Annotated in this window: 13 protein-coding genes; 5 read left to right on the forward strand and 8 right to left on the reverse strand. The window is 39.0% G+C overall.

Annotation, left to right across the window (positions count from 1 at the left end; genetic code table 11):
- Complete coding sequence (locus tag ACYVFA_RS21440; RefSeq protein WP_460473913.1) at window positions 1-1,041, forward strand: response regulator; 1,041 nt, start codon at window positions 1-3, stop codon at window positions 1,039-1,041.
- A 66-nt stretch (window positions 1,042-1,107) separates the two neighbouring features.
- Window positions 1,108-2,457 carry a coproporphyrinogen-III oxidase family protein gene (gene hemN, locus ACYVFA_RS21445; protein ID WP_460473914.1) on the forward strand — a complete coding sequence of 450 codons (1,350 nt, stop codon included), beginning with the start codon at window positions 1,108-1,110 and terminating at the stop codon, window positions 2,455-2,457.
- 226 nt (window positions 2,458-2,683) lie between these two features.
- Here the strand turns inward: hemN and ACYVFA_RS21450 are convergent, their stop codons facing one another.
- The 7 genes from ACYVFA_RS21450 to ACYVFA_RS21480 form a co-directional block, all read right to left on the reverse strand.
- Window positions 2,684-4,897, reverse strand: coding sequence for a T9SS type A sorting domain-containing protein (locus ACYVFA_RS21450; RefSeq protein ID WP_460473915.1), 2,214 nt, complete (start codon window positions 4,895-4,897; stop codon window positions 2,684-2,686).
- A gap of 208 nt (window positions 4,898-5,105) precedes the next feature.
- Complete coding sequence (locus tag ACYVFA_RS21455) at window positions 5,106-5,471, reverse strand: RidA family protein (protein ID WP_460473916.1); 366 nt, start codon at window positions 5,469-5,471, stop codon at window positions 5,106-5,108.
- A gap of 17 nt (window positions 5,472-5,488) precedes the next feature.
- Window positions 5,489-6,316 (reverse strand): CvfB family protein, encoded by an 828-nt coding sequence (locus ACYVFA_RS21460; RefSeq protein ID WP_460473917.1) that lies wholly within the window; start codon window positions 6,314-6,316, stop codon window positions 5,489-5,491.
- A 157-nt stretch (window positions 6,317-6,473) separates the two neighbouring features.
- Window positions 6,474-7,166, reverse strand: coding sequence for a M10 family metallopeptidase domain-containing protein (locus tag ACYVFA_RS21465; RefSeq protein WP_460473918.1), 693 nt, complete (start codon window positions 7,164-7,166; stop codon window positions 6,474-6,476).
- 5 nt (window positions 7,167-7,171) lie between these two features.
- Window positions 7,172-7,456: a hypothetical protein gene (locus ACYVFA_RS21470; RefSeq protein WP_460473919.1), complete on the reverse strand. Its 285-nt coding sequence runs from the start codon at window positions 7,454-7,456 to the stop codon at window positions 7,172-7,174.
- Window positions 7,457-7,496: 40 nt separating this feature from the next.
- A complete protein-coding gene (gene rsmG / locus ACYVFA_RS21475) occupies window positions 7,497-8,129 on the reverse strand; it encodes a 16S rRNA (guanine(527)-N(7))-methyltransferase RsmG (RefSeq protein WP_460473920.1) in 633 nt (210 codons plus the stop codon).
- Window positions 8,130-8,351: 222 nt separating this feature from the next.
- Window positions 8,352-9,566 (reverse strand): glycosyltransferase, encoded by a 1,215-nt coding sequence (locus ACYVFA_RS21480; RefSeq protein WP_460473921.1) that lies wholly within the window; start codon window positions 9,564-9,566, stop codon window positions 8,352-8,354.
- A 683-nt stretch (window positions 9,567-10,249) separates the two neighbouring features.
- On the opposite strand from ACYVFA_RS21480, the gene ACYVFA_RS21485 reads away from it, so the two are divergent.
- Window positions 10,250-10,375, forward strand: a complete 126-nt coding sequence (locus tag ACYVFA_RS21485) for a hypothetical protein (protein ID WP_460473922.1) — start codon at window positions 10,250-10,252, stop codon at window positions 10,373-10,375.
- Between the two features lie 52 nt (window positions 10,376-10,427).
- Here the strand turns inward: ACYVFA_RS21485 and ACYVFA_RS21490 are convergent, their stop codons facing one another.
- Entirely contained in the window at window positions 10,428-12,359 is a 1,932-nt protein-coding gene (locus ACYVFA_RS21490; RefSeq protein WP_460473923.1) for a putative porin, read from the reverse strand.
- Between the two features lie 173 nt (window positions 12,360-12,532).
- On the opposite strand from ACYVFA_RS21490, the gene ACYVFA_RS21495 reads away from it, so the two are divergent.
- Both ACYVFA_RS21495 and nth read left to right on the forward strand, forming a co-directional pair.
- Window positions 12,533-13,636, forward strand: a complete 1,104-nt coding sequence (locus ACYVFA_RS21495; protein ID WP_460473924.1) for a vWA domain-containing protein — start codon at window positions 12,533-12,535, stop codon at window positions 13,634-13,636.
- A 101-nt stretch (window positions 13,637-13,737) separates the two neighbouring features.
- The gene (gene nth, locus ACYVFA_RS21500; RefSeq protein ID WP_460473925.1) at window positions 13,738-14,397 is read left to right on the forward strand and encodes an endonuclease III domain-containing protein; all 660 of its coding nucleotides are present in this window, start codon (window positions 13,738-13,740) and stop codon (window positions 14,395-14,397) included.
- Window positions 14,398-14,405: the final 8 nt, after the last annotated feature.

Consider the following 14,405-nt stretch of genomic DNA (forward strand, 5'->3'; position numbering starts at 1 on the left):
ATGAAAAAAATCCTCTTGATAGAAGACAACATTGAAATCAGAGAAAATACCTCTGAAATACTAGAATTAGATGGGTACGAAGTTCTGACCGCAGAAAATGGCAAAGTAGGTGTAGATGTGGCGATAAGAGAACTGCCTGACCTGATTATCTGTGATATTATGATGCCTGTTCTGGATGGCTATGGTGTACTGCACCTACTCTCTAAACAGGAAAAAACAGCATCTATTCCATTTATATTTTTAACGGCTAAAGCCGAACGCACTGATTTCAGAAAAGGCATGGATATGGGTGCTGACGATTATATTACAAAGCCCTTTGACGACGTAGAGCTGCTAAGTGCCATTGAAAGCCGACTGCGCAAAAGAGAAGTATCAAAAAAACAATATTCGCAGGATATAGTAGGGCTCGACCAGCTCATTGTCGATGCGAGTGGCGAACAGGAATTAAAGAAGTTGACAGAAAACCGGGAGATCAGGTATTTCAAGAAAAAAACGGAAATCTATCGTGAAGGAGATTTTCCGCTATATCTTTATTATGTAATAAAAGGTAAATTAAAAGCTTTTAAGACAAATGATGATGGCAAGGAGTTTATTGTGAATCTGTATAATACAGGAGATTTTATCGGATACGTAGATCTGATACAGGAAACTAACTTTACTGATACCGCAGAGACATTAGAAGACGCCGAAATCTGTCTGATTCCGAAAAAAGATTTTAATAATCTGCTACACCAGAATCCACAGGTGGCGCAGAAATTTATTCAGCTCTTATCTAAGAATATCAAGGATAATGAAGAAAATCTATTAAAGCTGGCTTATAATTCTGTCAGAAAAAGAGTTTCAGAAGCCCTGATACGCTTCTACCAGAAGAATCAGACTGCTATGAAAATCAGTCGGGAAGATCTGGCCAGTGCAGCGGGTACCTCACTCGAAACGGCCATCCGTACTTTATCTGATTTCAGAGATGAAAAACTGGTAGATATTGAGTCGGGAAGAATCACTATTTTGGACATGGAAAAACTAAAAAGGCTAAGAAATTAGCAAATATGATTTTGCTCATATTTCTTTTTTTATCTCAATACTACATTTGAATAAAAAAAGAGGAGAATGACGTCATCAGCATTGATTGAGAAGTACAATACTTCCGCACCAAGATACACAAGTTACCCGACTGTCCCTTACTGGGATAATACCAGTTTTACAGAAGCTCAATGGAAAGAGAGCTTTATTCGCACGTATAAAAATCAGAAAAAACTTAGTCTTTATATCCATCTCCCATTCTGTGAGAGTATGTGCACTTTTTGTGCCTGCCACAAACGCATTACACTCAATCACCAGTTTGAAGTACCTTATATTGAAGCTGTATTAAGAGAGTGGAATTTGTATCGCAGTTTATTAAGAGAAGCCCCGGTAATCGAGGAAATTCATTTAGGCGGTGGTACACCTAGTTTTTTCTCTCCCGAAAACCTGAAAGATTTAATCGAAGGTATTCTATCTGGTTCAAAAGTAAGCCCTACCCACGAGTTTAGTTTTGAAGGACATCCTAATAACACTTCCGAAGCCCATCTGAGAACCTTATATAATTTAGGTTTTCGTCGGGTAAGTTTTGGTGTACAGGATTATGACCATGCCGTGCAGGTAGCTATTAATCGCTTGCAGCCGTTCGAGAATGTAAAGAAAGTAACCGAATTAGCCCGTCAGATTGGCTACACTTCTATCAGTCATGATCTGGTTTATGGCCTCCCTTTCCAGAACATCGAGCAGTTTGAGAAAACCATCAGAAAAACCATAGAACTTTCACCGGATAGATTGTCACTTTATTCGTATGCGCATGTGCCATGGCTAAAAGGAAACGGACAAAGGGGTTTTGATGAAAACAACCTGCCAAGTGCAGCCGTCAAGAGACAATTGTATGAATTAGGCCGGATGATTTTTGAGGAGAACGGCTATACTGAAATCGGTATGGATCATTTTGCCCGCCCAACTGATTCACTTTTTAAGGCAAGCCAGAATGGTTCGCTCAACCGTAATTTTATGGGCTATACTACTTCGCAATCTAAATGTATGCTGGGGTTGGGGGTATCAGCTATTAGTGATTCATGGACGGCTTTATCGCAGAATACCAAGAGTTTAGACGAGTACATAGATTTGACAAAAAACCATATCTTCCCGTTATTACGCGGGCATATCCAGTCAGAAACTGATATGATCTGGAGAAATTATATCCAGAATCTGATGTGTAGATTCGAGACTGAATTTTCATTGAATGATTTGAATCAGGAACAGATTCAGCAACTACTGACATTACAGGAAGATGGAATTATCATATTGGAAGACGACAAGGTAAGAGTTACAGAAGAGGGACGTGCGTTTATCAGAAATGTGTGTACAGTTTTCGACAAGTATATTCGCCCGACAGGCAGTGTGATACATAATACTTTTTCAAAGGCGATTTGATAAGTATTTAATTTTAGCAAAAGTTGTGAAAATAAAAGAAGCGTCTCTTTGAGGCGCTTCTTTATTTATGCACTAGTCAAAATACTTTCACAGAGAACTACGACTATTAATTGCCTGTTACTTTCAGCTAAATTGCTGCATAAGATTTTAATTCTGGCAAGCATTGAGAAAAATAAAAGAAGCGTCCCTTTGAGACGCTTCTTTATTTATATACTCATTGTTTCAATTATTGCTTGTAAACTCTTTTCGAGATTTGTTTTGAACCAGTACTGATATTGATGATATAAGTACCTTCTGAGAAATTGCTTAGATCAAAACGATATTCTTTCTGATTAGAATCTAATTTCGCTTTTACTACTTCTCTGTTCATTCTGTCAACAATAGTTACTACACCAACCTGATTCTGCATGCTTTCAGGCAATGTTACTTGCACCGAGTTAGTAGTTGGGTTTGGAAATACCTGCCATGTTTCGTTGGTAGAAGAACCACCTACCAAAGCACTTGTAGCCGAAGGAGTTGTTACTTCAACCACGTTTGTATAATCAGAAGATCCTTTAGGATTGGTAGCTCTTACACGGTACCAGTATTTAGTATTGGCAGCTACTGTACCATCAACATAAGAAGTTGCATTAGCGGCAGTAGTAGTTACTTTACCGAAGTTTGTACCATCAGTTGAGCGCTCTACTTCAAACCCTTCTTCTTTGTTTGAATCATCACCCCATTTCAAAGTTACTGATTTGGCTGCTGCTGTGGCTTTCAAACCATAAGGTTTGTTCGGGATAGCCGTATAGAACGATGTAACGCTTGTCCACTCTGTATAGGCAGAAGAACCATAGTAGTTTACTGATCTGATACGGAAGAAGTAAGTCATACCTTCATCAAACGGAATACTTGTAGCTTGTGTATAGTTTCTAAAAAGATTAGCAGTCAATACATTCTGAGTAAAGTTCACATCAGTTGCTCTGTCTAATACAAAGTAATCTTCATCGTTAGAGGTATCAGTCCATTTTGCAACCAGAATATCATTACCCAAGCTATCTTTTGTTGCTATAACCTGTAAGCCTTCCGGCATAGTCGGCGCGCCACGAGTAATATCATTCGCTACATTCGAAAAGTTTTCACCGTATTGATTAGCCGATCCAACTTTATACCAGTAGCGGGTTTTTGGTTTGCCTGTAGTATCGCTAAACATAAATTGATCCGGTGTAACTTCACCTATTTTAAAGAATCCGTCCGTAGCACTTGTTGATGAACGATAGATATTTGTAGCCACTGGTACATTATATGGTCCAGGAAGCGGGTTCGACCACATCAAGTTAATTGTAGAAGTCGAGCTATCTGCAGTTTTCGCCACCAAATCATAAAGAGCAAATGGCGCTGTATGTCTCTGAGTAGTAGCCATAACTACATTTGAAGGACCACTACGGCCACCTTTGTTTACTACCAGGATTCTATAATAGAATGTTTGACCTTCTCCCAATCCTGCATCTTCATACCAACCAATAAATGGAAAATAGCTATCATTCAAATCATAGAAATTATAACCATCAGATGAACGTTGGATAATAGTAGACGTTTGGTTGGTTGAGTTAAACGTCCATTCTAAACGAATCGTATTCAGATTTGTCCAAGGAGAAATCAATATTGATGGCGCCTGAGGAGCATATGGCAATGTTTCAATTTGTTTCATGTTAGACTCAACTGAGTAGTCTGTTACATTATGTGAAACTACTACGAATTGATAAATTGTTGCCGATTGCAAACCTGTCACTAAATATTCTTTTCTAGTACCAGTTCCCGGAGAAGCTGGCAGAGTAGCTACATCAACGTACGCACCACCAACTGTTCTTCTTTTAATAAGAAAATCCGTTTCATTGTTTGAATCATCTGTGAAAGATATTTTAGCGGTAGTTTGCGTAATATCAGAATCCAGAATCTGAACATTGATAGGAGGTCTTGGAACGGTTGGGTTAGTAGACACAGTGATAATATCACTCCAGCAGGAATACTGGTCAGCTACGTTATCTGATACGCCAGGGATACTTACTGTACAACCAGAGAACACGGTTGGACCTGAACCAGTTTTTACGGCTCTTACTGCAATCTTATATGTTGTACCTGGAGTTAAGCCAGGAAGTGTTCCTGTACCAAATGAACCTATAGACGGGCCTGCCGAATTCACACTATAACTTGTACCACCATTACTTGAAACGGCAATCTGGAAACCTGTTTCTCCGGTTGCATTATCACGCCATACTAGGTTAATCTGAGTTCCGACACCTGTTACAGATGTTCCAGAAAGCTCGGTTGGTTTCGGTAACGTCGGAGCCATTGCAATGGAAGTAGGCGCGGATTCTTTTGAGATTTCTCTCTCTTTAGCCTCAACTTTCCAAAAAGCGCTCATCAACAATAATAGAGATAGAAAATAATTTTTTCTCATAGCTAAACTATTTTAGTTTTAGTTACAAATGGGAGGAATTTCTTTTTCCGTAAATATATAAGATTTTCTTTATTAAAGATACATTCTTAACAATGAAAATTATTTTACGGTAAGGATTTATTTTATCTGGCAGAATAATCTAATTTGCAAACACTTGATAATCAAGTTTAAGCATTTCATATTAAAAAATCCGGCTCAAGATTAAAATTTAATTAACGGCGATTACCGAAATTTCAACGTTTACATCTTTTGGTAATCGGGCTACCTGCACTGTTTCTCTGGCGGGAGGATTCGATGGAAAATAGCTGCCATAGACCTCATTTACCAAAGCAAAATCATCCATACTTTTCAGAAAAATGCTTGATTTTACGATATTTGTATAGTCCATTCCTGCCTCAGCTAGTATATGCCCTATGTTCTCCATCACTTTGTTTGCTTCTGCTTTTATATCGCCCGAAGTCGCCAAATCCAAGGCTATTTGCCCGGATACATACAGGGTATTTCCTGCCAATACGGCCTGGCTATAAGGGCCAATCGCAGCAGGTGCTTTTTCAGTAAAAATTATTTGCTTCATATTTGTTGTTTTTATTGTCAGACTAAATAAATGCCATCGTCTTCTATCCTGATCAAACGCTGTTTATACAAGCCCCCAATGGCCTTTTTAAAGGTTTTTTTGCTCATTTCCAGCTGATACATGATATAATTGGCATCACTCTTATCGGTTACGTCCAGAAAGCCCTCATTGGCTTTCAGCTTTTCTAATATCTTTTCTGCACTCGGCTCTACGTTGGCATATCCTTGCTTTTGCAGGCTTATATCAATGCGGTTATCTTCTCTGATTTGTTTGACATAACCCTTCAACCGGCTGCCCAATTTAACACGTTGAAAAATCTCATTTTCATAAATCAGCCCTTTGTATTTGCTGTTGATAACCACATTCAAGCCCAGAGCTGTTTCTTCAAAAACAAATAAATCTACCTCTTCTCCCTCGGTTAAACCAGCCGCCTCTTTCTCCAGAAATTTATTAATCTTGCAAGAACCTACAAGCCTGTCCGTGTCTTCGTCAAGATACATATACACTGCGCACCAGTCGTCTACCGCTAGTTTTTTGTTCTGTTCTTTAAATGGTACCAACAGGTCTTTTTCAAGCCCCCAGTCCAGAAAAGCACCAATGGCCGTAACAGCCATTACCTGCAAGTAGGCAAACTGATTGAGTTGAACTTTTGGTTCGAGCGTAGTAGCAATAATGCGGTCTTCGGAATCTTTGTAGATAAATACCTCTATATCATCGCCCACTATCAAATCATCAGGAATATACTTTTTGGGCAGCAAGACATCATTGCCTTCCTCATCGCCCAAGTACATACCTACACTGGTACCCCGAAGCACTCTTAATGTATTTTTAACGCCTAGATTCATAGATGTTTATTGAGTGATTGAGTGAATTAGTAATTGAGTGATTATCTTCACTACTCAATCATCTAAACCCTCAATTATTTACTTATTTTAAATTATTATCAGCTAATTTGCGATTCACTATTTTCATACATAATTACTCATTCACTCAATCGCTAAATCACTCAATAAAATAATATGGATTTCCAATTTCATCATATACCAGATTATTGAGAATGCCCAGGTTCAATGTGCCATCTGTGAAAGTCAAACCCGTAAAAATCTCAGCAACTTCTTCGGCGCATACTTTTCTGTAAATGGGTTTCATGGTTCCACCAAATTCCCCGGCATTCACAGTCGGATTCCATTGAAATCTCGATTTTACCAGTGTCCCTCTGGGTGCCATCATGGGTGGTGGCAGTTCTCTGTCTCGTAAATCAACGTCTGTGGGGTGGTCGAGCCCTAACGAATGACCAAATTCATGTGCAGCAGTGGTGGATTCTCCTAAATTATCACTTATCAGCCAATGTCCGATATTTCCTCCCAGTTCATTGCCCATAAACGAGCGTTTGAGGAAATTATCCTGTTCGATACGAATATAGTTGTTGCGGTAATCAGTATTGCTTTGCACCAGCTCAAAAACGGCATCGACCGATACAATGGCTGAATCTATTTCAAATCTGATAAGATAAGTGGCTATGCTTCCGTCAGCTTCTCTTACTTGTAATCTACCTTTTGCATCATTGTACTGGCTGTTTATTTCAGCCACAATCCGGCTCACCAATTCGGTTGTAGCAAAATTGCCATAAAACCAGAGTTTTGCCGAAACAACAATCTCTTTTGCTTCAGATCTGATATGAGCAACGGCAGACATACCTTTTAGTGAAATGCACGCTCTAATATGAGTTCTTTTACTTTACGCGCATCACTTTTAGTAAAATTCTCAATCAAAATTTCGTGTTCTCTGGCTCTTGCCTTGATACGGATTGTTGAGAAAAACATACCTGAATCTATTTCTACCCCTGCTATATCGTTATAAAAAACAAATTGTTCAGAACTACTAAAAACTTTTCTCGCCTTGAAAGTAACGCCTTTTTCGTTGAAGATCACTTCATCAGGCATTAAAGGGTTTTTAATGGCACTTGCCGAAAATCGTTCGTTCATTGTATGTAGGATTAATTATGGGTTATTAAAATTATGTGTATCAGAATGGTACATATACCACTTTTTTGGTTTCAAAAAACTCCTCTTCATAATAATCTGACAAGTTATACAACTTGTATTTTTTGCCAAATTCCTGCAATTCTTCTTCCAGATCGCCTCCTTTCAGATAGAGAATACCATTTTTCAGGTCGTTAAACTGATTACGGGTGACTTTATCTTTTATCCATTCATAAAAAGGTTTCAACCTTGTTACGGCCCTACTCACAATAAAATCATAATCACCTGCCACATTTTCGGCTCTTTCGTGTTGGGCAGTCAGGTTTTTTAAGCCTACTGCCTGAGCTACCTCAGTTACTACTTTGATTTTCTTCCCGATTGAATCTACCAGATGGAAATGACATTCGGGAAATAAAATAGCCAGAGGAATACCCGGAAAACCACCACCTGTGCCTACATCTAAAATTTCTGTGCCATGCTTGAAGTTCAGCACCTTGGCTATCCCCAGTGAGTGCAATACGTGTTTCTCGTACAGATTTTCAATATCCTGTCTTGAAACTACATTAATCTGGCTATTCCAAAAACTATATAGTTCCTGCAATTGTTCAAATTGCTCACGTTGTTTGTCGGTGAGTTTCGGAAAATATTTGGTCAGTATATCTATATTAGCGGGCATATGCAATGCACAAAAAGTAAATTTTATCTTAGAGCCTGTTTAAATATTATAATTCGACCTTCAAAGGCAGCTTTTTCATTTATACTGCGTTGTATTTTTTCGTCGTAGCTGCCTGCTACGCCTGCAAAATACGCCCGCGCGGCGTCCGCTTGTCTAACTGAAAAATCTGCCGCGGCGGCGGACCGTTCTTTTCGGTCAGAAAAACAATATTTAAACAGGCTCTTATCTCCACTTAATCTTTTTAGGGTTTGAGAAAACGGTAATCAAACCGAAAACTAAATAATAACAAGCGTACAGAAAATCGTAATAAGGTATTTTGAATGATTGAATCGTGCCACTCAATTTCTTATTGGCTTTCGATAATACGATCCATCTGATAAATAACCAGAAGAAAAATACGCCGGTAATTAATCGCATCCAATCATTATATAAATAGAAATCCTGTAAATTATTATCGTCCAGCCACTGGGTTGGTATTCTAGACCACTCCGGTGCTTCAAACCAGTCAGGCTTAATAAAGAAAGTCGGCAATAATATAAACCAACAAACTAACTGACTGGCAGCCAGGCTTCCCAGTAAAAACTTATCTCTGAATTTATAACGTTTCCCAACCGATAAGTGTCTGCGCTTCTGTGTTACCCAAGAGCCCCAGGTTTTCTTCGGTTCTGATACCATGTGCGCTTCTTCATCTATGCAAATGGCTACATTGTTTTTGTTTGATACTTCGTTCACAAACAAATCATCGTCTCCGCCTAACAAACCATGATGGCTTGAAAAACCATTACTTACCCAGAATAAATCGCGTCGATACATCAGATTCCGGCCAACACCCATATAAGGCATACCTGCTTCGGCAAAAGACATATATTGCAGGGCCGTCTGGAATGTTTCATAACGAATCAGCGAGTTCAATCGTGAGTTTTCGAAACTATAAGGTGAAAAGCCCAGTACGATGTCTTTGCCTTTTTCCATCTGCGCTACCATCGTGTCAATCCATAATTCGCTGGTTGGTCTGCAATCGGCATCAGTTAACAAAATAATTTCTTTCGTAGCTTTTTTGATTCCCATCGTTACAGCAAATTTTTTGGCTGTAAAATGGGCAGGTAATGACTCAATTCTGACAAAATTAACTTTAGAATAGCCTCCCTCGTTAAACAAGAGATAATCATAAGTGCCGTCGTGCGAGCGGTCGTCTGCCACAACTATTTCAAAGTCGGGGTAATCCTGCGATTCTAATATCGGCAGCAATTCTTTCAGGTTTTCCAACTCGTTCCAGGCTGCAATAACTACTGAAACCCCTGGTTTCTGGCTCGAAACTGTATCACGTCCGGCATCCTGATGCGACAATAGCCCCGGAAAAATACCCAAAATAAAAATGAGTTGAACAAAGACAGCAGTGAAAAATAGAACCGGTAGTAAATAGTGCCAAAACACCATGTATCAAGAGTTTAGGTTTATAAGAATGCAAAGATACAAATTCTTTAATTGAACAATTTCTTTCAACATAAATAATTAAATAGGAGAAATTGCGTTTAGGGGCATTTTATGTAATTTTTAATAAAAAATTTATTATTAGTAATGAATTTAAGGTAATGAACTTGTTTAATATTATTCCAAAATACAGTGAATAAACTCTTGCTGTGCAGTTAAACAGCGATACTAACCGAGTGATTGTTGCTTCCAGTATTGAAGTGAATAATAGAGTATGCCTTATATTATTTTATTTTCATAGTCCTTGGTGTTACTTTTTTTAGCTGAAAAAAAGTAACCCTAGCCGGGCGCCCAAAAAGCAGCCATCATTTAAACTCGTACAATTAAAAACCTGTAATATCGCTTCTTATAACATAAATTTTCTCTCGGTTTTTAATCGTACTCAGACAGGAAATGATGATTTAAGGTTACAATTTTCAGTTTTTATTTTTAAATATGTTTTAACACTTTCTACTATTGATAATTTAAATTCTTGTCAAATGAGTTCTGGCAAGGGGAACTCCTACCCCAACAGTATGATTTTATCAAAAATCTTCTAAATACTTTGAAAGTATAATCGAAAGCCGGAAATTTAGGAAAGTGCAGTCCGAGATAACAATCCACGACCAACCGTCCATAGAACAACCATTATGATGAAGGAAGAAGAGAATACAAAAGCAAGAAACTTAACTGACTACATATCAGGCACTAAAGAAGCCTCAGAAAAGGTAGACGCTACGGTGAATACCTTTTTGAAATGGGCAGCACCGCAGTGATGGTTTTCGGAAAATAAGAGTAACTATAAGTAGCTAAGCCTGAACACTAATTTTAATCAAATAGCGGCCAGTTTGCCCCGATGAAGAAGGTACGGCGTAAGCCCGGATATACAGAACTTACAAAATAACCATTGGCTGGGAAGCCCTGATTGACATGGGCAAATTTGAGGAACACCCTTACGCGGCTTACTTTCAGGTTAGCAAAAAGGTCGACCACCGGATAACCCCATGCCTTTTTATCATTCTGGATATAGAACTGGCGGTTGAGTGGCATATAGTTATCGGCATAATAGGCCGAGCGATAATAGATTTCTGCTCCGGCATTGATATGCAGCCTTTTGGCATAGATAAACTCATAGCCAACCGTAGTATTATTGGTGATGGTTGGCATGCGGATAATATCCTGACGGGAAGTTCCGGCAAGATAGGTCTGGTTTCTTAATAAGAATTTTTTCCAGTTATATTCAATCTCAAGACCTGCTCTGAAAACGCTGATTGATTTAAAAAGAGCCGAAAGTGCTGGAGTTTGCTGGATATGGGCATTTTCGTCGTAATAAATATAACTACTGAGCAATGAATAATAACCGCTTGGCGTAACCTTGAATCTTTGCAACCTGATAGAAGTTGCCGCATAGAGATTGGTAGAGAATTGATTAGCCAGATTCCGGTTATTGAGCATCGACCAATTGAATGCACTATTGTTCCCCAGACGTTCATCTAACAAGGTAGCAGGCGTAGAAGCCTGATAAAATCCTGCGGTTAGCTTAGGGCCAATGTATTCTACTTTCAGGCGATAATTCAGATTTGTGCCTAATTCAAATTCGGCGTAGGCTCGTTTCAGGCTGTCGGGGAAGAAATAATTGGCCCAGGCACTTGCCAGTACTTCATGTCTGAATCCGGTTTTTCGTTGAGAAGGTTCATCTACATTGAAGTCAGAATTGAGATTATACAAGCGATAACGGAGGTTAAGTCTATAAGCAAAACCTTTGAAAATCCCTTTGATACCAAACTTATTTTCAATTAAACGATACCTCAATGCCAGTGAAAGTGTGTCAGGTAATTTATTCAACAAGGCCGTATCCTTAGGAATTTGCATACCATAATAATTAATTCCGCCGGCAGTGGTATCTGATTTGAAATTATTATCATGATAATAATCAATGCGTCTCTGATAGTCTAATATATGATAGACCTGAAAGCCATTCGATAACTGGTATTGCTGATAGATATGGAATTCGTTCCGCCAATCTCTTGAAGAAGCGTTTGTAATTCTCGACAGGAAGTTTTTATAATTACTTAAATCGCTTGATTCAACAAATTTAAGGCTATCAACCAATGGTTTTATGCCGCCCTGATCAATTGGTGCGTGGTTAAAATGATTATAAGTTCCTAAAATGGTATACTTTCCATCTTTTGACTCGTAATTGGACGAAGTAGTCAATGCCCAGCTATCCACCAGTCGTTCTTCACGGGTTTGTGGAGCACCGTATTGTTTGGCAGCCGTTAGGCGACGCACATCAAAAGTAACATTCCAGCGGGGTTTGATATTCTGTGAGTGTGTAAAATCGAGATACAACATTCCCCCACCCGACTGGCTATAATACATATTGGTGTATGGCGATTTTGTATTATAGTATTTGGTCTTGGTAGCATCAAAAGCATAGAAACCGTAGGTAGAAAAACCCAGTTGTTTGCTTACCTCTTCGTTCGGCTGAAAAAACAAGGGTTTTACTGCTGTGCCTATCAGTCCTAAATCCTGATATAGCCAGCCACTTTTGAGGTTTCTGTCGAACAGATGAAATCCATCTAAAGTAGAATCGGGATTGTAGTAGGTTTTACGATTATTAAGAATATCGTATTCAAGAATATACCGGGTAGTCTTGAGTCCGTAAACTTGCTTGGTAGAATCGTCAAGGATTTGGGCGTGGCATAAGCCGTAAAAACAGGTCAGTAAAAGTGTAAAGAATATTTTTTTGATGCTCATGTTCCGCCAATTACTATAAAAAACGATGCAATTTACGGCAAATCTTCGGATTTCAGACAAGCCAACTCTTAATAGTTCTTAAAAAGTAGCGAATCTTAACATAGCCAAACTTTAAGCGGATAAAAAGCGTTAATATTATAGAGAGGTAATACAATACTAAATCACTGATTGTCATGCTTGGTTTTCGTTTTTCAGAATTCAAGCCCGAAATGAAGGGCAAAACTCAATTTGAGCAATTACTCAATATTTTTCAGCAATTGCTATTAATTACCGCCGGAGATGTAAGCCAGGCGCTTAGCTATATGAGCGATCTTGACCGCCAGTATCAACTCACGGATGATAATTATGGTATGGCTGATTTTATAGAAGATTTAAAGAAACAAGGCTATATCACCGAAGAAAATCAGGAAGGGCAACAATACCGGATCACAGCCAAAAGTGAGCAGAGTATCAGAAAACAATCGTTGGACGAAATCTTCGGTAAACTGAAACGTACCAAATCAAGCGGTAGCCATCATACACCATTTACTGGTGTTGGTGATGAATTGAGCAGTGACGTACGCGCCTTTCAGTTTGGGGATTCGCTGGAGCAGATTTCGATGACTGAATCATTAAAAAATGCTCAGATTAATAGTGGTATCGACGATTTTATGCTTCTCGAAAGTGATTTGGAAGTGACTGATCGGGAATCAAAAATACAGACCTCTACCGTATTAATGATTGACATTTCTCACTCCATGATTCTTTATGGTGAAGACCGGATTACGCCTGCCAAAAAAGTGGCTCTGGCGTTGGCTGAACTCATCCGCACTAAGTATCCGAAAGATACGCTTGACATACTGGTGTTTGGTAATGATGCCTGGCAGATTCAGCTGAAAGATATTCCTTATCTGGAAGTAGGCCCTTATCATACCAATACGGTTGCAGGTCTGGAACTGGCGATGGATTTACTGCGCCGCAGAAAAACCAAAAACAAACAGGTATTTATGATTACAGACGGGAAACCCACTTGTTTGAAAGAAGGCATCAAATATTATAAAAACAGTTTCGGCCTCGACCGCAAAATTGTCAATAAAACTCTGACGATTGCTGCGCAAGCCCGTCGGATGGATATTCCGGTTACTACTTTTATGATTGCCTCAGACCCTTATCTGAAACAATTTGTACAGCAGTTTACTCAGGTAAACAATGGGCGTGCGTATTATAGTAACCTGAATGGTTTAGGGGGATTTGTGCTGGAAGATTTCCAACGGAACAGACGTAAGAATATCAAGTAGGTGCGTATTCTTGAGCGACACTCCGGGAGCCTTGTTCCGGTTTTGCTTTCAACGATTAGTTTTTACTAATTTGGGAGATGTTTTAAAATTCACGACAGACAATGAATAAAAAAGAACGCTATAAAGCTTTAGTTACTTATTTTACCGAACATTATCCCCAGGTTGAAACCGAACTTCATTACACCAATCCTTACGAATTATTAGTAGCTGTCATTTTATCAGCGCAATGTACCGACAAACGCATTAATCAGGTTACACCCCGTTTATTTGAGCGTTACCCAACCCCGGAAAGTCTGGCAGATTCAACAGCCGAAGAAGTATTTGAATATATCAGGAGTGTGAGTTATCCTAACAATAAAAGCAAGCATCTGGTAGGTATGGCGCGTATTCTGGTAAATGATTTTAACTCAGAAGTACCAAATACGATTGAAGATTTGCAGAAAATGCCGGGTGTAGGCCGTAAAACTGCTAATGTTATTGTATCAGTCATCTATAATCAACCTGCGATGGCAGTTGATACTCACGTATTCCGTGTTTCTCATCGTTTGGGACTTGTGCCTAAAACTGCCAAGAATCCGCTGTTGGTTGAAAAAGAATTAGTAAAGCATCTGCCTAAAGATAAAATTGCAGTAGCTCATCATTGGCTTATTCTGCATGGCCGGTACGTTTGTATAGCTCGTGCGCCAAAATGCCCTGAATGTGAACTGAAAAGTTTCTGTCTGGCCTACGAAACCAAAGATTTCAAAACACCTTCGCTTTAAGATTGTTA

The sequence above is a fragment of the Emticicia fontis genome (assembly GCF_054779675.1).

Excerpts from the sequence above, each read along its gene's own strand:
- ACYVFA_RS21460 (WP_460473917.1), bottom strand. The coding sequence starts at position 6,316 with ATGAATCTAGGCGTTAAAAATACATTAAGAGTGCTTCGGGGTACCAGT.
- hemN (WP_460473914.1), top strand. The coding sequence starts at position 1,108 with ATGACGTCATCAGCATTGATTGAGAAGTACAATACTTCCGCACCAAGA.
- ACYVFA_RS21495 (WP_460473924.1), top strand. The coding sequence starts at position 12,533 with ATGCTTGGTTTTCGTTTTTCAGAATTCAAGCCCGAAATGAAGGGCAAA.
- nth (WP_460473925.1), top strand. The coding sequence starts at position 13,738 with ATGAATAAAAAAGAACGCTATAAAGCTTTAGTTACTTATTTTACCGAA.
- ACYVFA_RS21465 (WP_460473918.1), bottom strand. The coding sequence starts at position 7,166 with ATGTCTGCCGTTGCTCATATCAGATCTGAAGCAAAAGAGATTGTTGTT.
- ACYVFA_RS21480 (WP_460473921.1), bottom strand. The coding sequence starts at position 9,566 with ATGGTGTTTTGGCACTATTTACTACCGGTTCTATTTTTCACTGCTGTC.
- rsmG (WP_460473920.1), bottom strand. The coding sequence starts at position 8,129 with ATGCCCGCTAATATAGATATACTGACCAAATATTTTCCGAAACTCACC.
- ACYVFA_RS21455 (WP_460473916.1), bottom strand. The coding sequence starts at position 5,471 with ATGAAGCAAATAATTTTTACTGAAAAAGCACCTGCTGCGATTGGCCCT.
- ACYVFA_RS21470 (WP_460473919.1), bottom strand. The coding sequence starts at position 7,456 with ATGAACGAACGATTTTCGGCAAGTGCCATTAAAAACCCTTTAATGCCT.
- ACYVFA_RS21450 (WP_460473915.1), bottom strand. The coding sequence starts at position 4,897 with ATGAGAAAAAATTATTTTCTATCTCTATTATTGTTGATGAGCGCTTTT.
- ACYVFA_RS21490 (WP_460473923.1), bottom strand. The coding sequence starts at position 12,359 with ATGAGCATCAAAAAAATATTCTTTACACTTTTACTGACCTGTTTTTAC.
- ACYVFA_RS21440 (WP_460473913.1), top strand. The coding sequence starts at position 1 with ATGAAAAAAATCCTCTTGATAGAAGACAACATTGAAATCAGAGAAAAT.
- ACYVFA_RS21485 (WP_460473922.1), top strand. The coding sequence starts at position 10,250 with ATGATGAAGGAAGAAGAGAATACAAAAGCAAGAAACTTAACTGACTAC.